The sequence below is a fragment of the Actinomycetospora flava genome (genome assembly GCF_037400335.1).
GTDB lineage: Bacteria > Actinomycetota > Actinomycetes > Mycobacteriales > Pseudonocardiaceae > Actinomycetospora > Actinomycetospora flava.
Map to the genome: position 1 here is coordinate 1,243,597 of NZ_JBBEGM010000001.1, position 20,691 is coordinate 1,264,287.

The 20,691-nt window shown below is 74.0% G+C and carries 18 protein-coding genes; 6 read left to right on the top strand and 12 right to left on the bottom strand.

The genetic code is table 11. The features are described from left to right. The first annotated feature begins 16 nt into the window (after positions 1–16). The 4 genes from WCD58_RS06185 (at position 17) to WCD58_RS06200 (ending at position 5,852) form a co-directional block, all read left to right on the top strand. Positions 17–2,197 carry an HNH endonuclease signature motif containing protein gene (locus WCD58_RS06185; protein WP_337700564.1) on the top strand — a complete coding sequence of 727 codons (2,181 nt, stop codon included), beginning with the start codon at positions 17–19 and terminating at the stop codon, positions 2,195–2,197. A 326-nt stretch (positions 2,198–2,523) separates the two neighbouring features. Beyond that, entirely contained in the window at positions 2,524–2,922 is a 399-nt protein-coding gene (locus tag WCD58_RS06190) for a hypothetical protein (protein WP_337700566.1), read from the top strand. A gap of 256 nt (positions 2,923–3,178) precedes the next feature. Next, positions 3,179–5,038, top strand: coding sequence for a LamG-like jellyroll fold domain-containing protein (locus tag WCD58_RS06195; RefSeq protein ID WP_337700568.1), 1,860 nt, complete (start codon positions 3,179–3,181; stop codon positions 5,036–5,038). A 19-nt stretch (positions 5,039–5,057) separates the two neighbouring features. Next, entirely contained in the window at positions 5,058–5,852 is a 795-nt protein-coding gene (locus tag WCD58_RS06200; protein ID WP_337700570.1) for a class I SAM-dependent methyltransferase, read from the top strand. 1 nt (position 5,853) lies between these two features. Here WCD58_RS06200 and WCD58_RS06205 read toward each other — a convergent pair whose 3' ends face one another. The 10 genes from WCD58_RS06205 to WCD58_RS06250 form a co-directional block, all read right to left on the bottom strand. Next, positions 5,854–6,648, bottom strand: coding sequence for an ABC transporter permease (locus WCD58_RS06205; protein ID WP_337700572.1), 795 nt, complete (start codon positions 6,646–6,648; stop codon positions 5,854–5,856). Next, positions 6,648–7,511: an ABC transporter ATP-binding protein gene (locus WCD58_RS06210; RefSeq protein WP_337700574.1), complete on the bottom strand. Its 864-nt coding sequence runs from the start codon at positions 7,509–7,511 to the stop codon at positions 6,648–6,650. The genes WCD58_RS06205 and WCD58_RS06210 overlap by 1 nt, the downstream gene beginning before the upstream one ends. Positions 7,512–7,516: 5 nt before the next feature. Further along, on the bottom strand, positions 7,517–8,578 hold the full coding sequence (locus WCD58_RS06215; protein WP_337700576.1) for an ABC transporter substrate-binding protein: 1,062 nt from the start codon (positions 8,576–8,578) through the stop codon (positions 7,517–7,519). 100 nt (positions 8,579–8,678) lie between these two features. After that, positions 8,679–9,671, bottom strand: coding sequence for a LysR family transcriptional regulator (locus WCD58_RS06220; RefSeq protein ID WP_337700578.1), 993 nt, complete (start codon positions 9,669–9,671; stop codon positions 8,679–8,681). Positions 9,672–9,716: 45 nt separating this feature from the next. Next, positions 9,717–10,550, bottom strand: a complete 834-nt coding sequence (locus WCD58_RS06225; RefSeq protein ID WP_337700580.1) for an alpha/beta fold hydrolase — start codon at positions 10,548–10,550, stop codon at positions 9,717–9,719. Continuing rightward, the gene (locus tag WCD58_RS06230) at positions 10,547–11,614 is read right to left on the bottom strand and encodes an amidohydrolase family protein (protein WP_337700582.1); all 1,068 of its coding nucleotides are present in this window, start codon (positions 11,612–11,614) and stop codon (positions 10,547–10,549) included. The genes WCD58_RS06225 and WCD58_RS06230 overlap by 4 nt, the downstream gene beginning before the upstream one ends. Beyond that, on the bottom strand, positions 11,611–12,738 hold the full coding sequence (locus WCD58_RS06235) for an amidohydrolase family protein (protein WP_337700584.1): 1,128 nt from the start codon (positions 12,736–12,738) through the stop codon (positions 11,611–11,613). Before WCD58_RS06235 ends, WCD58_RS06230 begins: the two co-directional genes overlap by 4 nt. Then, entirely contained in the window at positions 12,735–13,172 is a 438-nt protein-coding gene (locus WCD58_RS06240; RefSeq protein WP_337700586.1) for a Rieske (2Fe-2S) protein, read from the bottom strand. The genes WCD58_RS06235 and WCD58_RS06240 overlap by 4 nt, the downstream gene beginning before the upstream one ends. A 60-nt stretch (positions 13,173–13,232) precedes the next feature. Continuing rightward, positions 13,233–14,534 (bottom strand): MFS transporter, encoded by a 1,302-nt coding sequence (locus WCD58_RS06245; RefSeq protein ID WP_337700588.1) that lies wholly within the window; start codon positions 14,532–14,534, stop codon positions 13,233–13,235. Between the two features lie 47 nt (positions 14,535–14,581). Continuing rightward, positions 14,582–15,745, bottom strand: a complete 1,164-nt coding sequence (locus WCD58_RS06250; protein ID WP_337700590.1) for a CaiB/BaiF CoA transferase family protein — start codon at positions 15,743–15,745, stop codon at positions 14,582–14,584. A gap of 151 nt (positions 15,746–15,896) precedes the next feature. Here WCD58_RS06250 and WCD58_RS06255 point away from each other — a divergent pair, with 151 nt between their 5' ends. Together WCD58_RS06255 and WCD58_RS06260 are read left to right on the top strand one after the other, a co-directional pair. Next, on the top strand, positions 15,897–17,399 hold the full coding sequence (locus WCD58_RS06255; RefSeq protein ID WP_337700592.1) for a class F sortase: 1,503 nt from the start codon (positions 15,897–15,899) through the stop codon (positions 17,397–17,399). 13 nt (positions 17,400–17,412) lie between these two features. After that, the gene (locus tag WCD58_RS06260) at positions 17,413–18,174 is read left to right on the top strand and encodes an AIM24 family protein (RefSeq protein WP_337700594.1); all 762 of its coding nucleotides are present in this window, start codon (positions 17,413–17,415) and stop codon (positions 18,172–18,174) included. Here the strand turns inward: WCD58_RS06260 and lysS are convergent. Both lysS and WCD58_RS06270 read right to left on the bottom strand, forming a co-directional pair. After that, a complete protein-coding gene (gene lysS / locus WCD58_RS06265; protein ID WP_337700596.1) occupies positions 18,171–19,841 on the bottom strand; it encodes a lysine--tRNA ligase in 1,671 nt (556 codons plus the stop codon). The genes WCD58_RS06260 and lysS overlap by 4 nt on opposite strands. Positions 19,842–19,885: 44 nt before the next feature. Continuing rightward, the gene (locus WCD58_RS06270; RefSeq protein ID WP_337700597.1) at positions 19,886–20,677 is read right to left on the bottom strand and encodes a fumarylacetoacetate hydrolase family protein; all 792 of its coding nucleotides are present in this window, start codon (positions 20,675–20,677) and stop codon (positions 19,886–19,888) included. Positions 20,678–20,691: the final 14 nt, after the last annotated feature.

The following is a 20,691-nucleotide window of genomic DNA, read 5'->3' on the forward strand; positions in this document are numbered from 1 at the left end:
TTCTAGCGTTCTTCCCGTGAGCGTCGAGCAGGATCAGCGGCCTGGGCTGGCGGCCCGGCTGTCGGGTCGTGCGCCGGATGCTGATCTGCACGCGCTGCTCGACACCATCGACCCGGCCGGGTTGGACGGCCCGGAGCTGGCCGCTTATGTGCGGGCGCGGTTCGCGGTGCACAACCGCGCGGAGGCCCAGCTCCTGGCCGGGTTGCGGGAGCTCGGGCTGGCGGTGGAGGACGCCGACGGGCGCCCGCGGCGGTTGCCGAGCTCGGACGAGTTCTCCGGCGACGAGGTCGCCGGAGTGCTGGGCTGCTCACGCACCATGGCGGCCCGTCGGCTGGCGCTGGCCGAGGATCTGTTCTGCCGGTTGCCGGCGCTGGGCGCGGCGCTGTGGCGCGGCGTGTTGGACGAGTCCAAGGTGCGCGCGATCAGTGAGTGTGTGGCCGATCTGTCCGCCGACCACGCCCGGCTGGCGGTGGCCGAGGTCCTCGACGAGGCCGCCGAGCTGCCGGTGATGGCGCTGCGCGAGCGGGTCGGTGAGGTCGCGCTGGCGCTCGACCCGGAGTGGGCCGAGCGGCGCCGCCAGCGCGCCGAGGCCCGCGGGCGGGTGGGGTTGGTGTCGAACCCAGCCGGGACGGCGACGTTGTCGCTGCTCGACGCGCCGGCGGCGGACGGCATCGCGTCGATGGCGCGGGTCGAGGCCCTGGCCGCCCAGCTGCACGCGGCGGGGGTGCTGACCCCGATCAACCAGCTGCGCTTGCATGTCGGAACCCGGCTGCTCGACGGGTCCACCGCCGGCATGACCGACGCCGAACTCATCGCGCTGCTCGCCGCCGAGTACCACGCCGCGAACGGTCCCGACCCCGACGACGGGCCCAACGGCGACGGAAGCGATGGCCCAGACGACAGCCCCTACGGGCCGGACGACGAGCCAGACGACGAGCCAGACGACGAGCCAGACGACGGGCCAGACGACGGGCCAGACGACGGGCCAGACGACGGGCCAGACGACGGGCCAGACGAGGGGCCGGACGACGGTGGCCCGGACAGCGGGCCGGGTGGCGGCGCGCCCGGCGACGGCTCGGGCGACCGCGGGCCCAGCTCCGGCGAGAGCTCCGGCGAGGACCCCGGCTCCGGCGAGGACGAGCCGGGCAGCCGCCACGACCTCGACCTCGCGCTGCCCGCGCCGGGCTCACCCGCCGCGCAGGGTGTCCTCGACCTCAACGGACTACCCAACCTGTCGGAGCCGGTGGTCGAGCCCGAGCCGGTGGAGCCGCGGGCTGGGCGGGTGCGCCACGGCACCGTCGAGATCCGCCTCCGGCTGACCACCGCGTTGGGGCTCGACCAGCACCCCGCCACCGTCCCGGGTTTCGGGGCGGTCACCGCCCCCGTGGCCCGCGACCTGATCACCGAACGCCACCGCGGGGAGTGGCGGGTCGTGCTCGTCGACGACGACGGGCACCTCCAGCACGTCCTGCTCGCCCGCAGCCGACCAACCCGCCCCCGCAACCAGACTCGGGTGCGGGGGCGGGCACCGGGCGCGACCCGGACCGGGGCGATCGTCGAACTCCACGTTCCGACGACGATCCTCGCCGCTCTCGACCCGGACGATCACCCCGGATGGGCCGGGCTACTCGCCGAGCTCCACGCCCGGCTCACCGACCTCCAGCACACCGGGCGGCTCGGGCTACCCCCCGACGCCGACTCCGGGCCCGCCGACTGGTTGCGTCGGCGGCCCGGTGCCGAGGCCGAGCGCTGGACCCGCGCCCGCGACCGGCACTGCATCGTCCCGTGGTGCCGCCGCGCCGCGCACCGCGCCGAGATCGACCACACCCGCGACCACGCCCACAGCGGGCCGACCGTGACCTGGAACCTCGGCGCCTGGTGCAGCCACGACCACCGCGCCAAACATCACGCCGGCTGGCACGTGCGCCAACCCCTACCCGGCTGGTTCGTCATCCGCACCCGCGCCGGGATCACCCACACCACCCGGCCACCACGCATCCTGCGACCACTCCCGACACCCAGCCCGGCGCAGCGCCCGCGACCACTCCCCGACGACGGCTGGGCCGACACCGACGGCGAGTACCTCGACGACTGGCGCCGACGCTTCGCCGCCAAATTCGGCGGCCCCCGCGACACCACGACCGCGAGCACCCCGCCGCCCGTCCTCCACGACCCCAACGACCCGCCACCCTTCTGACCGGCCACGCCGAAAGAGAGCATCGCCGGCCACGCGCCACCGCGAAGAAAGACCCAGCTCAGGCCGGGCTCCCGCCTAATCCGGCCGCCCGACAGGCCCCGACCACCTCTCGTGATCACACCCGCGGGGGCCTGACAGGCGCGTCGACGAGCGACACGCCGAACGCACCGTCACTCGTTGGGCTTTTCGGGTCAAGACATAGGTCCGTGCGTCCGTTGGCCAGAACGCGCGGTGGGATGCGCCCGCCGAGCAGCACTCGTCGTCGCTCGGAAGGTGGTTCTGATGCCTCGGGACAACGCGTCCCCCAGCAGCGCCGGTTCGTCCGGTTGATCATCGCGGCCGGCCTGGTCGGCGCGCTGATGATGTCGCTGGCCATGACGAACACCTTCTCGGCGTTCGTCGCGACGATCACCAACACCAACGACACCGCCGCCGCGGGCTCGCTCATCCTGCAGGAGTCCGGCGCCACGGGCGCCCCGTGCAACAGCACCGACGGCGGCGGCGTCAGCACGAACACGTCCACCTGCGCGACGTTCAACAAGTACGGCGGCAGCACTACGTTGGTGCCCTCGAACGCCACCGGGACCACCAACAACGTCGTCACCACGGTGAGCTTCCGGAACACCGGCACGCTCCCGGCGACGTCGTTCACGATGGCCTTCGGCGCCTGCACCCAGCCCGCCCCCGCGGCCGGCGCGACCGCCGGCACCGCGACCGACTTCTGAAGCAAGCTGCACGTCAAGGTCACGTCGGGCACCACGGAGGTCCAGGCCGACACGGTCGCCTCGACCCTGGCCAACAAGACCGTCACCCTGCCCGTCGGGCTCATCCCGCCCGCCAACGGCGGCACGGCGGTCCCGCTGACGTTCACCGTCTATCTCGACAGCACGGCCGGCAACACCTACCAGGGACTGTCCGCCTCGCAGCCGATCACCTGGACGCTCACGAGCTGAGCGAGTCCGACCCGACCGAGAGCAGGCTGTGGGTGCACGCGACCCCGGCACCGACGGGCTCGATGTCGACCCCGACGCGGTGACCGCTCCCCTCCCGCTGCCGCTCCCCCCGCAGGCTCCGGCCCGGCGACCGTCCTCGCTCGTGCCGGGGGTCATCGTCGCCGCCGCGGTGCTCGCCGTGTTCGCGGCGGCGCTGGCCTGGCACGCGACCGGGGGGCGCTGGCAGATCATCTCCACCCCGTCGATGGGCACCGCCGCGCCCGTCGGCTCGGTGGTGCTGACGCGACCGGACCCGAGCCCGGCCATCGGCGACATCCTCACGTTCCAGCCGCCGTCGACCGAGCGTGCGCGGTCGGTGACCCACCGCGTCGTCGCGGTCGAACCGGGCCCGCGCGGCACGGGCATCAAGACCCGCGGCGACATCAACGGCGGGGTCGACCCGTGGGTCCTGCACGCGCCGGACCTCACCGGCCGCGTCGTGCTCGTCCTGCCCGGGCTCGGCTGGCTCGTGCGGGCCCTGCCGGCGCTCATCGCCGGGATCGTCCTGCTGTGGTGGGCGACACGGCGGTGGCTGCCGTGGCTGTGGGCGGTGCCGACGCGCGTGCTGGGGCTGTCGCTCCTGCTCGCCGCCACGAGCCTCGTCCTCAAGCCCTTCGTCGGGACGACGACGCTCGCGAGCCACGCCGACGCGGGCGGCGCGCACCTCACCCTGGTGTCGACCGGGGTGCTGCCGACGCGGATCACCGCCGACACCGGGGGCGAGCTCGACCTGGTCAGCGGCCAGGTCGGCCTGCTCACCATGCCCCGGCCCCCGCAGGCGAACGGCAACGTGCTGACCAGCGGCGTCCACATGCCGTGGTGGCTCTGGATCGTGATGACGGCGTTCTGGCTGCTGCCGATGATTTACGGCCTGGTCGCGGCCCGGCGCCACCCGCTGGTCGAGGAGTCCGGGCCGGCCGACCGCGGCCCGCCCCCGCCGCTCGACCCCGACACCGACCCCGGCCCGTCCGACCCCGCTCCCGACCGGGGCCGTGGCGGGGGCACGACGTTCCTCGGGATGACGCTGGCCCTCGTGCTGACGGTCCTGCCCGACCCGACCTTCGCGGCCTTCACGGCGCGGGTGGCCAACACGGCGAACACGACGACCGCGAATCCGTACTTCACGTGCCTCGGCGCCACCGCGGGCTTCGGCACCAACTACATCGCCTGGCCCCTCGACGACGCGACCGTCACCAACGGCGCCACTGCCCGCTCGCTGACCGGCGGCGCGACCGGCACGTACACCGGCATCTTCAACCCGGCCACGAGCAAGCCGTGCCCGCGGGACCCGGGACGCGCGGTGACCCTGGCCCCGACGCTCCTCGCTCCCTCCTCGATCGTCACGACCAACACCACCGCGAGCGCGAGCACCACCGTGTTCTCGCTGGTCCTCTGGTTCCGGACGGGCACCACCACCGGCGGCAGGCTCCTCGGGTGGTCCAGCTCGCGGACACCGGGCCTGCTGTCCGACCTCGGCGGCTTCGACCGGCACCTGTACATGACCAACTCCGGCCAGCTCGTCTTCGGCGTCTACCCCAACGCCTACAAGACGGTCACCAGCCCGGGCTCCTACAACGACGACGCGTGGCACCTCGCCGTCGCCACGCTCTCGCCCGCGGGCATGGTGCTCTACGTCGACGGCGCCCAGGTCGCCGCCGACCCGGCGACCACCACGGCCCAGGGCGGCACCACCCGCACCGGCTGGTGGCGTGTCGGCGAGGGCAGCCTCACCGGCTGGGCGTCCTCTCCGACGACCACCGCCTGGAGCGGCAGCCTGTACGACGCCGCCGTCCTGACCAGCGCGCTCACCCCCGCCCAGGTGGCGCAGCTCTACCGCTCCGGCACGTAGAGCCCCGACACTGCTGGTCATGGCCCTGACCACACACGACTGGACCGTCGTCGACGAGGGGTGGGGCCGCCGGGCCGCCGACTTCGCGACGCTCTCGGAGCCCAGCAACTGCCGCGAGTACGTCGCGATGCACCACCACCTGCACGTCGACGCCGGCGACCGGCTCCTCGACATCGCCTGCGGCTCCGGGCTCGCGCTCGAGCTGGCCGCCCTGCGCGGCGCGACCTGCGCCGGCATCGACGCCTCCGCCCGGCTCGTCGCCGTCGCCCGCGACCGCAACCCGGACGCCGACGTCCAGGTGGGCGACATGCACGCGCTGCCCTGGGCCGACGGCAGCCAGGACGTCGTCACCAGCTTCCGCGGCATCTGGGGCACCACGCCCGAGGCGCTCGCCGAGGTGCACCGCGTGCTCGCGCCCGGCGGCCGGGTCGGACTGACCGTGTGGGGCCACCTCAAGATGTCGCCCGGCGCGTGGATGCTCGCGCCCTTCCGCCTCGCCGACGAGCCGGCCGTCGCCCACCAGGCGGCGATGGTGTCGCTGGGTCGCCCGGGCGCCGGCGAGGAGCTGCTCGCCTCCCACGGGTTCGCCGACGTCCGCCGCGTCGACCTCCGGCTCGCCTGGGAGGCTCCCGACCCGCGGGGCTACGCCCGGGCGCTCGCCTCCACCGGGCCCGCCTACGAGGCGATCCGCGCCGTGGGTGAGCAGGCGTTCCACGACGCCGCGGTGGGCATCGCCGAGCAGCACGTCCGCGACGGCCTGCCGCTGCGCGCCGAGCTCCCCGTCGTCGGCTACCTCGCGCGCAAGGCCGCCTGAGTCACGCGAACTCCTTCTCGCTCACCGACTCGTGCCACGGGATGACCAGGCGCTTGGCCAGGTTGACCGCGAAGAACAGCACGGAGCCGACCGCGGCGAGCAGCACGATGACGGCGAACAGCGCGGGGGCGTCGAGCGCGTTGAGGCTCGAGACGACGAGGAACCCGAGGCCCTCGTTGCCGCCGAGGTACTCCCCCACGATCGCGCCGATCACCGAGAAGACGATCGCGACCTCCATGCCCGCGAAGACGTAGGGCAGCGTGCTCGGCAGCTCCAGGTTGCGGAACGTCGACCACCGGCTGGCGCCGAGGCCGCGCATGACGTCGCGGTGCCCGCGGTCGACCGAGCGCACGCCGAGCAGCACGTTCAGCAGGATCGGGAAGAACGCCAGGATCGCGGCCATGATCACCTTGGAGGTGAGGCCGAACCCGAACCAGATCACGAAGATCGGGATGAGCGCGACCTTGGGCACCACCTGGAAGGCCACCAGCGCCGGGCGCATCGCCACCTCGAGCCACGCGATCCGCCCGAGCACCACCCCGCCGAGCACGCCCAGCACGAGCGCGATGGCGAAGCCGGACAGCACCTCGGTGACGGTCACCTGCACGTGACCCCAGGTCGCCGGGTCGACCACCAGCTCGCCCAGCGACGCCGCCACCGCCGAGGGCGCCGGGAGCACGAACTCCGAGACCCCGAACACCGAGACGACCAGCGACCACACGATCACCAGCAGGATCAGCAGGACCGGGGCCGAGACCCACGGCAGCCACTTCGCGAGATTGCCGCGTTGTTCCATCAGTCCTCCTCCCATGGTCCAGCTCCGCTGCGCTTCGTGTCCTCCTCGTCCAGGCCTGCCCGCAGCGCCCGCACCGTCTCCCGGAACGCGGGCTCCACGTCGATCTCCAGCTCGCGCGGGCGGGCGAGGTCGACGTCGGTCACCGAGTGGATGCGGCCGGGCCGCGGCGAGAGCAGCACGACCCGGTCGGCGAGGAAGACCGCCTCGGGGATCGAGTGCGTCACGAACACGACGGTGGCGCCGGTGCTCGACGCGATGCTCTGCAGCTCCAGGTTCATGCGATCGCGGGTCAGCGCGTCGAGGGCGCCGAACGGCTCGTCCATCAGCAGCACGCTGGGGTCGCAGCTCAGGGCCCGGGCGATCGCCGCGCGCTGGCGCATGCCCCCGGAGAGCTCGCGCGGCAGCGACTTCTCGAAGCCGCCGAGCCCGACGAGCTCGCACAGCTCGTGCGCCCTGGCCCGGCGCGTCGCCCGGTCGGTGCCGCGCAGCTTGAGCGGCAGCGCGACGTTGTCCTCGATCGTGAACCACGGGAAGAGGTTCGGCTCCTGGAAGACGAGCCCGAAGCGGCTCACGGTCTCCTCGTCGCGCCGCCCGCCGCGCCACACCGGGCGCCCGCCGGCGCGCACGTCCCCGCCGGTCGGCGGGAGCAGCCCCGCGAGGATCCGCAGCAGCGTCGTCTTCCCGCACCCGGACCGTCCGACGAGCGCGACGAACTCGCCGGCGGCGACCCGCAGGTCGATGCCGCGCAGCGCCTCGGTGCTCCCGCGCCGCGAGCTGTAGACCTTGTCGACGCCGGCCAGCTCGAGCTCGGGGGTGACGACGTCCGGCGGGGTGGTGGGCTCGGCCAGGAGGTGATCGGTCATGCGGCTCAGCTCCCGAGCAGCTCGTTGGTGAACCAGGGGTCGGGCTGCAGGCCGCCGGGCATGATCCCGGCGGAGCTCAGCTCGGCGTAGCCCGCCTGCCAGCGCGCCGGATCGGTGCGCATGACGTTCTGCGGCCCGGCCGCCTGCCAGTTCGCGGTGTAGGCGGCGAGGCTCGCCTTCGCCAGCTCCGTGTCCTGCAGGATCGGGAAGTCGAACCGGCTGCGGATCGTCGCGAGCGTCTGGTCGCCGGTGGGGTCGGCGAGCACGGTGTTCACCGACGACCGGATCGCGCGCAGGTAGCGCGTCATGAGGTCGCGGCCCCGCGGGTCGTCGAGCTGGGGCCGAGAGGTCGCGTAGACCTGGGCGCCGCTGGCGATGACGTCGGCGGGGTTGAACACGACGGCGTCCGGGCGCTGGCGGCGCAGCTGCTCGGAGGTGTCCAGCGAGGCGATGTAGGCCGCGATCCGGCCCTGGGCCACCAGGTCGAACACGCCGGGGGCGACGCCGACGACCTGGCGCTGCACGGTCGCGGGGTCGACGCCGCCGCGGGCGAGCACGAGGTCGAGGGTGGTCTCGCTGGTGCCGCCCTCCGAGGGCAGCCCGATCGTCTTGCCCGCGAAGTCGGCCGGGGTGCGGATGGGCGCGCTCGCCGCGGACACCATCCGCACCGTGACCTGCTGCAGCATCGTGCTGACGTTCACCAGCGGCGCGTTGCGCGTCCCGACGGCGATCATGGTCTCGATGTCGCCGATGCGGGAGACGAGCGCGCTGCCCGCGATGAGCGTCTGGATCGCCTGCGCCGAGCCCCGGGTGGTCTGGAACTGGACGTCGAGGCCCTCGCGGGCGAAGTGCCCGCCGGCCGACGCGACGAGCTCCGGGGTGAACGACAGCGTCTCCAGGGGCAGGACGTTCAGGAACGTCACCCGGTCGCCGCCCCCGCCCGCCCCCGACGAACAGGCGGGGACGACGACCGCGGCGGCCCCGACCGTCGCGGCGAGCCCGGCGCGGTGCAGGAATCGACGGCGGGACATCCCCGGCGTCGAACTGATCGGGAACGTCGTCGTCACCCGAGCCTCCTCGTCAATTCGCCGGAGCGGTGGCTGCGCGGAAAATCACACTACGAACGATTCCGCGTCGGCGGCCAATCAGTAGTTCGAATTGACGTCATCATCGGGGTGTATGGCTTGTCGCCGTGATCGCACCGTGATCGGCGAGGCGGATCTCGGGGGCCTGCCGGGCCGCCTGGCGGATCACGCCGCGCAGCCACCGGTGCGCCGGGTCGTCGTCGAGGCGCTGGTGCCACCACAGGCACTCGACGATCTCGGGCGGGTCGCCCGGGCACGGCACGATCCGCAGGTCGGGGCGGTCGGCGAACGTGACGGCGAGCCGGCGCTGCATCACCGCGACCCGGTCGGTGCCGGCGACGAAGTAGGGCGTGGCCCGGTAGCTGTCGACGCGCACCGCCACGTGGGGGCGCCGCGAGAGCCGCGCCAACAGCGGCGTCAGCGGGTAGCTCGCCGGATAGCCGCCGTCGGGGTGGTGCGGCACGACCCAGGGCAGCGCCTCGAGGTCGCGCAGGCCGAGCCCCTCGGCCGCGGGGTTGTCGCGGTCGAGCACGCACACCCACCGGTCGCGGAAGAGCTCGGCGTCGCGGATGCCCGCCGTGCGCAGCGCCTGCGTCGGGGCGGACAGGATCCCGTCGATCACCCGCAGCGTGTCGAGCGGGTCGGTCGGCAGCGCCTCGTTGACCAGCTTGACGTGCAGGCGCGTGCTCGGCGCCGCCGCGAACATCGTGCGCGACAGCGTCTCCCCGAGCGCGGTGACGACGTAGTCGGGCATGAGCAGCGTGAACTCCCGGCGGGAGTCGTCGGCGCGGAAGTCGCCGGTGGTGACGAACAGGGCCTCCAGGCCCTCGCAGACCGGCTCGACCTGCCCGGCGAGCTGCTCGGCCAGCGGGGAGAGCACGAACTGCGCGCCGTTGCGCACCAGCAGCTCGTCGGAGAAGTGGCGGCGCAGGCGCAGCAGTGCCGCGCTGGCGGCGGGCTGCGTGACCCCGATCCGCTCCGCGGCCCGGGTGACGTTGCGTTCGCGGAGCAGCTCCCGGAGGAAGACCACGAGGTTGAGGTCGAGGTTCGCCAGCGACGCCCGTGAGCGGCTCATGCCCGATTCTGCTGGTGGGACGGCCTGCCGCGTCAACGGCCTGTCTCAGCAGGCGAGAAGCTCCCGGACCGCCTCCAGTGTCTCCGCGGGCCTCTCCTCGGCCGGGTGGTGGCCGCACGCGAGCGCCCGGCCCGTCGCCGTCGGGGCCCAGCGACGCCAGGTCCCGAGCACGTCGGGGGCCCGCCCGAGCGGTCCCGACGCGCCCCAGAGCACCAGGGTCGGGCACGCGATCCGGCGGCGGTCGCGGTCGGCGTCGTCGTCGGCGGCATCGATGGTCGCGCCGGCGCGGTAGTCGGCGCACATGGCCGCGACGACCTCGGGACGGCGCCACGCCTCGCGGTGCGGCGCGGGATCGGGCACGTAGCGGGCGAAGAAGGCATCGGGGTCGGCGAGGATCATCCGCTCCGGGACGCCGCCGGGCTGGGCGAGGAAGAACCAGTGCCAGGCCGAGAGCGCGAACGCCGCGTCGACGGCGGCGAACACGTCCCCGGTGGGCAGGACGTCGAGGACCCCGAGCGCGGTGACGGCGTCGGGGTGGTCCAGGGCGAGGCGGTAGGCGCAACGGGCGCCGCGGTCGTGGCCGACGACCGCGAAGCGCTCGTGCCCCAGCGCCGCCATCACCGCGAGCTGGTCGCGGGCCATCGCGCGCTTGTCGAACCCCGCGCCGGCCGGGGCGGTGCTCTCGCCGTAGCCGCGCAGGTCCGCGGCGACGACGGTGTGGTCGCGCGCGAGATCCGGGGCGATCGCGTGCCACATCGCCGAGGTCTGCGGCCAGCCGTGCAGCAGCAGCACCGGCGGGCCCGACCCCGCGACGTGCACCCGGATCCGCACACCCGGCTCGGTGTCGACGTCGCGCGCGACGAAGCCCGGCAGGCTCACAGCCGGTACCAGGCGACGGCGTTGTCGCGCGTCACCGCCGTCCGCTCGTCGTCGGTGAGCGCGTCGAGCAGCCACTGCCCGCCGGGACCGTGGTCGTGCGGGTGGTCGCTGGCCCACAGCAGCGGGCCGGTGCCGCCGAGCAGCTCGAGCACCTCGCGGATCCGGTCGCGGTCCGGCGGGAGCGCCGCGGGGGCCGTCGTGAACCGCACCTGCTCGCGCACGATCTCCGATGGGCGGCCGGCGACCCACGGGACCTCGCGCCAGACGCCCTTCCAGTCCTTGTCGAAGCGCCACAGCAGCGCCGGCAGCCACGAGAAGCCGCACTCCAGGAACGTCACGCGCAGGTCCGGGACGGCGGCGAACGCACCCTCGGCGACGAGGCTGGTGAGCTGGGCCTGGGCGGCCACCTGGGAGTTGGTGAGGTAGTCCTCGAGGTAGGTGTGGGTCAGCCCGGACGGGGTGCCCGCGTGCCCGGCGCGGCCCCACGCGTGCAGGCCGACGACCAGCCCGTGCTCCGCGGCCGCCTCCAGCACGGGGCGGTGGCGGACGTTGCCCCACGGCGCGTCGGTGCGCACGGGCAGCAGGACCTGGACGACGCCGGGGTGCGCCCCGACCCGCTCGATCTCCGCGACGGCGGCCCGCGTGTCCAGGGTCGGCACGACGATGCTCGCGCGCAGGCGGGCGTCGTGGGCCAGCCAGTGCTCGAGCAGCCAGTCGTTGACGGCCCGTGTCAGGGCCGCCTCGTAGTACGGGTTGCGGTTGACCGGGAACGCGCTCGTGCAGCTCAGCACGGCCGTCCGCAGGCCGGCGGGGTCGAGCAGCGCGTCGCGCAGGGCGTCGACGGTGCCCGCCGCCGGGAGCAGGCCCGCGGCGCGCGCCTCCGGGGTCGCGCTGGTCGGCGCGGTCGGCGGATAGGCGCCGGCCTGGGTCGGCGACAGCGTGATCCCGCCGTCGGCGACGTAGTTGCGCCAGTAGCCGTCGAGGTAGCCGGTGAGCACGTCGAGGTGCGCCGGGGCGACGTGGACGTCGCAGTCGACCGCCGAGGTCAGCGTCGGCGCGCTCACCGCGACTCCCGCGCCGGCAGGCCGTAGAGGCGGCAGGCGTTGGCGCCCATCACGGTGTCGCGGATCGCGGACGGGAACGCCCGGGGCGCGTGCCTGGGCGAGTCGAAGTCCCAGTGCGGGTAGTCGGACGCGAACAGGATGCGGTCGTCCATGTCGAGGTGGCGCAGCGCGATCTCGAGGTGGGCCGGGTCCTCGGGCTCCTCGATCGGCTGCGTGGTGAACCAGACGTGCTCGCGCACGATCTCCGACGGCGGGCGGCGCAGGTGCGGGACGTCCTCGCGCAGCCGCGCCCACGCCTGGTCGAGCGCCCAGAGCAGCGGCCCCGCCCAGGCGATGCCGCCCTCGACGAGCACGAGCTGCAGGGACGGGAACTCCTCGAACACGCCCTCGAGCAGGAAGCTCGTCAGCAGCGAGGCCATGGTGTTGCCGTTCCAGACGTGCTCCTCGAGGTAGAACGAGGGCCAGCCCGCGGACCGGTGCTGCGCGAGCCCGCCGGTGTGCGCCGCGATCGGGCGCCCGGCCTCGGCGGCCGCCGCGTAGATCGGCCAGTAGTTCCGCCGCCCGAGGGAGAGCTCCGCGCCGGTCGAGAGCAGCACCTGCACGAACCCGGGGTCGTCGGCGTGGCGCCGGATCTCGGCGGCGGCCAGGTCCGGGGCCTCGTGCGGGACGGCGATCGAGCTGCGCAGCCGCGGCTCGGGGTCGAGCCACTCCTCGCGCAGCCAGGTGTTCAGCGCGCCGCACAGCGCGGCCGCGTACTCCGGCGCCTCCATGCCCCAGCTGTGGCCCTGCAGCGGGATGAGGACGCCGTGGTCGACGTCGAACTCGTCGAGCAGCTGGTCCCGGACCATCCCGAGGTCGCTGCCGGGAAAGCCGCCGGGCGGCCACGCGTCGGCGCGGAACCCGGCGTTGCGCACCCGCGGGTAGATCTCCGGCGGCGCCAGCACGCGGCTGCCGAACATCTCCCAGCGCCGCCGGTGCCCGGGCGCGAGCCGCGCCGCGATGTGCGGGGCCAGGGCGGTGGGGTGGATGTCGGCGTCGACCAGCGTCCGCGCGGTGCGCGCGCGTCCGGGCTGCTCGGTGGCCTGTTGAGTGGCCTGCTGGGTGGCCTGCTGGGTGACCGTCATGCCGAACCCTCCCCACGGGTCGCGGTGTCCACCACGACCCAGGCGTCCTCCACGTGCACCGGGTACGTCTCGACGACGTACGGCCCCGGCTCCCGGGTGCTGTCGCGCGCCCCGACGCTGACCCCGTAGGTGCGGACCGGCGGCTCCCCCGGGCCCAGGAACGACTGGCCGGTGGCGAGGTCGTACTCCCAGCCGTGCCACGGGCACGCGACGAGGGCGTCGTCGCCGTCCACCCGGTAGTCGCCGGGGGTGGTCGAGCTGACCCACGGCACCGTGCGCCCCAGGCAGAGCGGCCCGCCCTGGTGGGGGCAGTGGTTGTTCACCGCGTAGAAGCGGTCACCGACCCGGAACACGCCAATCGAGCGCCGGCCGTTCTCGACGATGCGACGTTCCCCCGGGGGGAACTCGTCGAGCCGTGACACCGCGATCCGCACGGAACCGATCGTAGGAATGGCGTCAGCGGGCGGAGAAACAGCGATCGGGAATGACCGGCATCAATTCCGCTGATGCTCGCCCTGTTCCTGCGTCCGGGCGGAGCCCTCGCGCAGGCCGAACACCGCCAGGAGCGTCAGCAGCGAGAGGGCGGCGACGTAGAGCGCGATCGGGGTGGACGAGCCGGTCGCGCCGAACAGCGCCGTGGCGACGATGGGGGTGACGGCGCCGCCCACCATGCCCCCGATCTGGTAGGCGATGGAGATCCCGCTGTAGCGCACGCGCACCGGGAAGATCTCGCTGAACAGCCCGCCCTGGGCGCCGGCCATGATGCCCTGGACGACGGCGGCCACCGCGAACGCGAGCCCCGCCAGCGCCGCCGACCCCGTGTTGACCAGCGCGAACATCGGCAGCGGCCAGATCACCGCGGTGAGCGCGCCGATCACGTACACCGGGCGCGAGCCGTAGCGGTCGGAGAGCACGGCCGCCCCGACGATCGTCGCGACCCACACCACCGTCGACAACATGATCAGCGTCAGTAGCGTGGTGCGCTCGTAGTCGAGCACCGTCGTGCCGTAGCTGAGCATGTAGACGATCACCGTGTAGCCGATCGCCGGCGGCGCGATCGAGGCCAGGCTCGCGAGCACGAGGGTCCGCGGGTGCCGCCGGACGAGCTCGGCGACCGGCACCGTGCTGGTCTCCCTGCTCTGCTTCACCCGCTCGAACTCCGGCGCGTCCTGCAGGCGGCTGCGCACGACGAAGCCGACCACCACGAGCACGACCGACAGCAGGAACGGGATGCGCCAGCCCCAGGAGCGGAACGCCTCGTCGGGCAGGCCCGCGACGGCGAGGAAGGCGAGGTTGGAGGTCAGCACGCCGATCGGCACGCCGAACTGCGCGAAGCTGCCGTAGACCGCGCGGCGCCTGCTCGTGGCGTGCTCGGTGGCGATGAGCACGGCGCCGCCCCACTCCCCGCCGACGCCGAAGCCCTGCAGCAGGCGCAGCAGCACGAGCAGCAGCGGGGCGCCGATGCCGATCGCGGCGTAGGTCGGCAGCAGGCCGATGAGCGCCGTCGCCCCACCGGTGAGCAGCAGCGTCAGCACGAGCATGGCCTTGCGGCCGAGGCGGTCGCCGTAGTGGCCGATCACCGCCGCGCCCAGCGGGCGGGCGATGAAACCGACCGCGAACGTGCCGAACGCCGCCAGCGTCCCCGCCACCGAGGAGAACTGGGGGAAGAACAGGCTGCCGAACACCAGCGCCGCGGCGGTGCCGAAGATGTAGTAGTCGTACCACTCGATCGACGTGCCGACGAAGCTCGCGGTGAAGATGCTCCGCCGCGAGGGCGCCGTGCTCTGCTCGGCCATGGTCCGGCAGGGAAGCGCAGCGGGCCGGTGAGGACAAGCGGCCGGCGTCAGGTCTTCCGGAACTCGGAAAGGACGGCGTCGGTGTGCTCGCCGACGTCGGGGATGTCGCCCATGCGCAGCGGCCGGTCCGCCAGCCCGATCGGCGGGACGAGCGCGGGCACCGCGCCGGCCGGGGAGCCCACGGTGCGCCAGCGGTCGCGGGCGAGGTGCTGCGGGTGGGTCAGCACGCCCTCGTCGCCGACGAGGTCGCGCCGGCGGGCGTGCGCGATGCCGGCGCCCACGAGGCGGGCGACGACCTCCTCGCCGTCCAGGCCGCCGAGCACCGCGTCGATCACCGCGTGCAGGTCGCCGCGGTGCTCCACGCGTGCCGAGCCGGTGGCGAAGCGCTCGTCGGTCGCCACCGCCTCGTCGCCCAGGACCTCGGCGCAGAAGCGCGCCCACTCGCGTTCGTTCTGGATCGCGAGGACGACCTCGGTGCCGTCGCCCGCGGTGAACGTCCCGTACGGCGCGATCGCGGGGTGGGACGTACCCGCGCGCTGCGGGGCGTGCCCGGCCCCGGCGGCGTAGGTCAGGGGGAAGCCCATCCACTCGCTGAGCGCGTCGAAGAGGCTGACCTCGAGCGCGGTCCCCTCCCCCGTGCGCTCCCGCTCGTAGAGCGCGGCGAGGATCCCGGAGAACGCGTACATCCCGGCGCCGATGTCGGCCGCGGGGATGCCGGCCTTCGCGGGGTGCTCCGGCGTCCCGGTCATGGTGACCAGGCCCGCCTCGGCCTGGATCAGCAGGTCGTAGGCCTTGGCGTCGCGGTACGGGCCCGCCGAGCCGTACCCGGAGATGCTGCAGTGCACGAGCCGCGGGAACTCGCGGCGCAGCTCGTCGGCACCGAGGCCCAGGCGCTCGGCCGCCCCCGGCGCGAAGTTCTGCACGAAGACGTCGGCGCGCGCGAGGATGCGCCGCAGGTCGGCGATCGCGTCCGGGTCCTTGAGGTCGAGGGTCACGCTCTCCTTGCCGCGGTTGAGCCAGACGAAGTGGCTCGACAGCCCGCCGACGACGGTGTCGTAGTCGCGCGCGAAGTCGCCCCGGCCCGGGCGCTCGATCTTGATGACGCGGGCGCCGAGGTCCGCGAGGTGGCGCGTCGCGAGCGGGGCGGCCACGGCCTGTTCGCAGGCCACGACCAGGACGCCGTCGAGCGGGAGGGACACGGGGTCGGGCATGCGCTGATCGTGCCCTCCCCGTCGCATCCTCGCGCGGTGCCGCTCGTTGTGACGGACGTCGTCCTGATCATGCGAACCCGCTCGCCCATTCGGCCGAATACTGGGGCGTCGGGGCAGGGGATCGGGCACGGCGAGCAGCAGGAGACGGCGGATGGGGCCACGAATGGGGCGGTTGGTCGGGCAGGTGGTGGGACGCCGGGCGGGCACGGCCGCGCTCGCGCTCACCACGACGGCGCTCGCGATCGGCGGGACCGGCGTGCTCGCGCAGGCCGGCGTGGTGTCACTGGCCGTCGAGCCCTCGTCGCAGTCGTCGCCGTCGGCGCCCACCGACCAGGGACTGCTGCGCGTCGCCCACCTGTCGCCCTCGACCGGTGCGGTCGACATGTACGCCGAGGGGCCCGGGCTGCCGCTCACCAAGGTCGCCTCGAGCGTGTCGTACCGCGGGCTGACCGACTACCTGCCGGCCGCGCCCGGGGTCTACACGCTGCAGGCGCGCCCCGCCGGCGCCGCGGCGTCCACCCCGCCCGCGCTGTCCGCGAGCGTCGCCGTCACCGCGGGATCGGCGCAGACCGCGGCGTTCGTCGACGTCGGCCCGAACGGCACGCCGCAGGCGGAGCTCCTCAGCGACCGGACCACCGCGCCGCCGCCCGGCTCGGCGCTCGTGCGCGTGGTGTCCGCGGCCGCCGGGGTGGGCGCGGTGGACGTGACCGCGCAGGGCGGCGGCCCGATCGCCGACGACATCTTCTACGGCGCCTCCTCGGACTACGCCACGGTGGACGCGCGCACCTGGACCATGGACGTCACCACCAGCTCGGGGCAGTCGACCCAGGTGACGCTGCCGGTCGGCAGCTCCTCGGTGAACTCCGTGATCGTCACCCGCGACCCGCAGGGCGCGCTCGCGGTCACCGCCGTCCCGGACGGCGCCCCGCCCGCGCCCGCGTCGGCCGACCCGACCACCACGGCGAGCCCGGCGCCGTCGTCGACCCCCTCCTCGTCGGCCTCCGCGAACCCGCCGGCCACCACCGGACCCGCCCCGACGGCGACGCGGTCCCCCACGGCGCCGTCGTCCGGGAGCGCCCCGACGCGCCGGACCCCGAACGGCGGCGTGCCGGCGGGCTACGGCGGCCTCGCCGGCGCGTCCGCGCCGACCCTCGCCCCGGCCGCCGGCCCGATGCCCGTCGTCGGCCTGCCCGCCTCGCCGCACTCCGCCCTGCGCCCGACCGGGCTGTCGGTCCCCGCGGCGGGCGTCGCGGCCGATCACCTCACCGACCTCGGGCTGGAGCGCCGGGGCGGCGCGCTCCAGGTGCCGGCCGGCCCGCAGGAGGTCGGCTGGTTCAGCGAGGGGTCGGTGCCCGGCGCGACCGGGCCGGCCGTCGTCGTGGGGCACGTCGACTCGTGGCAGGGACCGGGCGTCTTCTCGCGGCTGCGCGACCTGCGCCCCGGCGACACCATCGACGTCCCGCGCAGCGACGGCACCGTCGCGCACTTCGCGGTCGACTCCGTGGAGCGGTTCGGCAAGAACGCGTTCCCCACCGACCGGGTCTACGGCCCGACCGCCGGCCCCACGCTGCGCCTCGTCACCTGCGGCGGGCCGTTCGACCCGCAGACCCGCTCGTACGTCGACAACGTCGTCGTCTTCGCCTCGCCCCGCTGACACACTCCGGGGCATGCGCAGCAACCTCTTCGCCCCGGAGAACCAGGAGCAGGAGTCCGCGCAGCCGGGCCTGCGCCTGCAGAACTCGAAGATGCTCAAGATCGAGCTCAACGGCGAGTGCCTGGCCCGCCAGGGGTCGATGGTCGCCTTCCAGGGCGACGTGCGGTTCGAGGCCAAGGGCTCGGGCGGCATCGGCCAGTTCCTCAAGCAGCAGTTCACGGGCGAGGGCGTGCCGCTGATGACGGTGGCGGGGCGGGGTGACGTCTTCCTCGCCGACGCCGCCTCCGACGTGCACCTCATCGACCTCGAGGGCCCGCACGACGCGCTGTCGATCAACGGGAAGAACGTGCTCGCCTTCGAGCCGACGCTGTCCTACGACATCCAGATGGTGAACGGCGCGGCCTCGATGTCCGGCGCGGGCCTGTTCAACTGCGTCTTCTCGGGCCGCGGCCGGCTGGCGATCACCTGCAAGGGCACGCCGGTCGTCCTCAACGTCGACCAGCCGACCTACGCCGACCCCCAGGCCGCCGTCGCGTGGTCGGCGGGCCTGCAGACCGGTGTGCACCGCGCCGACCAGCTCGGGCTCGGCACGCTCATCGGCCGCACCACGGGCGAGGCGTTCACCATGGGCTTCTCCGGCCACGGCTTCGTCATCGTGCAGCCGTCCGAGGAGGTGCCGCTCAACAGCGGCGTCGGCGGTGTCGGGGGCCAGGGCGGCGGCGGGCAGGCCGGCCAGAACGGCGTCGGCGGCGTGCTGGGCAGCTTCCTGCGCTAGCTGTTCTCGCCGCCGAGGAGGTGGCGCACGCGCTCGGGGCCGGCGGCGAGGAGCAGCGTGGGCAGGCGCGGGCCGGTGTCCGCGCCGACCAGGAGCTGGTAGACGACCACGAAGAAGCGGCGCTGGGCGGCCTTGAGCTCGTCGGTCGGCTTGACGTCGAGCGGCAGGCCGGCCTGCTTCTTGGGCACGCCGTAGACCAGCGACGTGAGGCCGTCGAGCGACCAGTCGTCGGTCAGGTGGTCGCGCAGCATCGCGACGGCCTCGCGGTCCTGCTCGTCGAGCGAGCCCAGCAGGGCGGTGTCGGGCTCGTCGCGCAGTCGGGTGTGGGCGTCGTCGGGCATGTAGGTCTCGACCCACCGCGTGGCCCGGTCGAGACGCGGACGAGCGCCGTCGAGCGTGGCGCCGACCCCGGCGAGGATGCGCTCGAGCTGGGCCGGGTCGCCCGCGGTGATGTCGACGACCGACGCCAGCGTCCGGTACGCGACCGGCTCCGGGGTCCGGGGCAGCTCGCGCTCGGCGGTGCTCACCGCGCGCACGTGGCCGGTGGTCTCGATGCCGCCCGCCGTGCCCGCGGCGACCTTGCGCTCGAGGGCGTCCCACTCGTCGTAGAGACGGTGGATCTCCTGGTCGAACGCGACCTTGATGGCCTGGTTGGGCCGGCGGCGCGCGAACTGCCAGCGCAGCACGGGGACCTCGAGGATCTCCAGGGCGTCACCGGGCGTCGGGACGGAACCGCGCGAGCTCGACATCTTCGCCTGGCCGCTGATCCCGACGAACGCGTACATCGGGCCGATCGGCTGCTCGCCGCCGAAGACCTCGTCCACGATCAGCCCGCCGACCTGGAACGACGACCCGGGCGAGGAGTGGTCGACGCCGGACGGCTCGAAGTGCACGCCCTCGTAGGCCCAGCGCATCGGCCAGTCGACCTTCCACACGAGCTTGCCGCGCGTGAACTCGCGCAGCAGCACCGTCTCGCCGGCCCCGCACGCGCACGTGTAGGTCATCTCGGTGGTGTCGTCGTCGTACGCCGTGATGGTCGTGTCGTCGCGCCCGCAGTCGCCGCAGTAGGGCTTGAACGGGAAGTACTCGGCGCTGGTGACGACGTCCTCGCCATCATCGGAGTCGACGTCCGGCGCGTCCTTCTTCTTCGTGCGGAAGCGGCCGAGGATGCCGTCGATCTTCTGCCGGTCGCGCATCGCGAGCAGCACCTGGTCGCGGTAGGCGCCGCCGGTGTACATCTCGGTCTGGCTGATGCCCCGGTACGGGACGCCGAGCTCCTCGAGCGCGGCGATCATCGGCGCCTTGAAGTGGTCGGCCCAGCTGTCGTACGGGCTGCCGAACGGGGCCGGCACCGCCGAGAGCGGCTTGCCGACGTGCTCCTGCCAGGCCGGGTCGATGCCGGCGGGCACGCGGCGGAAACGGTCGTAGTCGTCCCACGAGATCAGGTGATCGCAGTCGTGGCCGCGGCGGCGGATCTCGTCGGCGACGAGGTGCGGGGTCATGACCTCGCGCAGGTTCCCGAGGTGGATCGGGCCGGAGGGGCTGAGCCCGGACGCGCACACGATCTTCCCGCCGGGACTGCGTCGTGCGGCGGCCTCGATCACCTCGTCGGCCATCTTCGACACCCAGTCCGGCTCCGGTGTCCCGGCCGTCTCCACCACCTGCACGTGCTCCTTCTCGAACGGTCCGATCCTGTCCAGGATACGAGCCGCTAGCGGGCCTGGACCGGGTTGGTGAGCGTGCCGATGCCCTCGACGGTGACGCTGACCTGCTGGCCCGCGGTCATCGGCCCGACGCCCGCCGGGGTGCCGGTGAGGATCACGTCGCCGGGCAGCAGCGTCATGACCCGCGAGATGTAGGCGATGAGCTCGTCGATCGGGTGCAGCAGCAGGTGCGTGCGGGAGTCCTGGCGGACCTCGCCGTCCAGCTCGGTGCGGATCGCGAGGTCGCCCGGGTCGACCGACGTCTCGATCCACGGACCGAGCGGGCAGAACGAGTCGTAGCCCTTCGCGCGGGTCCACTGGCCGTCGGCCTGCTGCAGGTCGCGGGCGGTGACGTCGTTGGCGACCGTGTAGCCGAGGACGACGTCGCGGGCGCGGGCCTCGGGCACGTCGCGGCACGGCATCCCGATCACGATGGCGAGCTCGCCCTCGAAGTCGACGCGCTGGGAGTCCGCCGGCAGCTGGATCGGCAGGCCGGGCCCGATGACGCTGGTCGAGGGCTTCATGAAGATCAGCGGAGCGGGCGGGGCCTCGCCGCCCATCTCGTCGACGTGCGCGGCGTAGTTCTTGCCGATGCAGACGACCTTGGTGGGCAGGATCGGCGCGAGCGTCCGCACGTCGGCGAGCGGCCAGGTCCGTCCCGTGAAGGTCGGGTCGCCGAAGGGGTGCTCGGCGATCTCGGCGCAGACGTCGCCGCCTCTGGGGTCGCCGCCGGCCGTGGTCGGCGACTGCAGCGCGGCGAACGAGACTCCGTCGGCGTGGGCGATCCGGGCGAGGCGCACGGGCGGTGACCCTA

Bases quoted from the DNA above. Each gene is read 5' to 3' on its own strand.
- WCD58_RS06200 (WP_337700570.1), top strand. From the start codon at position 5,058: ATGGCCCTGACCACACACGACTGGACCGTCGTCGACGAGGGGTGGGGC.
- WCD58_RS06205 (WP_337700572.1), bottom strand. From the start codon at position 6,648: ATGGAACAACGCGGCAATCTCGCGAAGTGGCTGCCGTGGGTCTCGGCC.
- WCD58_RS06210 (WP_337700574.1), bottom strand. From the start codon at position 7,511: ATGACCGATCACCTCCTGGCCGAGCCCACCACCCCGCCGGACGTCGTC.
- WCD58_RS06220 (WP_337700578.1), bottom strand. From the start codon at position 9,671: ATGAGCCGCTCACGGGCGTCGCTGGCGAACCTCGACCTCAACCTCGTG.
- WCD58_RS06235 (WP_337700584.1), bottom strand. From the start codon at position 12,738: ATGACGGTCACCCAGCAGGCCACCCAGCAGGCCACTCAACAGGCCACC.
- WCD58_RS06245 (WP_337700588.1), bottom strand. From the start codon at position 14,534: ATGGCCGAGCAGAGCACGGCGCCCTCGCGGCGGAGCATCTTCACCGCG.
- WCD58_RS06250 (WP_337700590.1), bottom strand. From the start codon at position 15,745: ATGCCCGACCCCGTGTCCCTCCCGCTCGACGGCGTCCTGGTCGTGGCC.
- WCD58_RS06255 (WP_337700592.1), top strand. From the start codon at position 15,897: ATGGGGCCACGAATGGGGCGGTTGGTCGGGCAGGTGGTGGGACGCCGG.
- WCD58_RS06260 (WP_337700594.1), top strand. From the start codon at position 17,413: ATGCGCAGCAACCTCTTCGCCCCGGAGAACCAGGAGCAGGAGTCCGCG.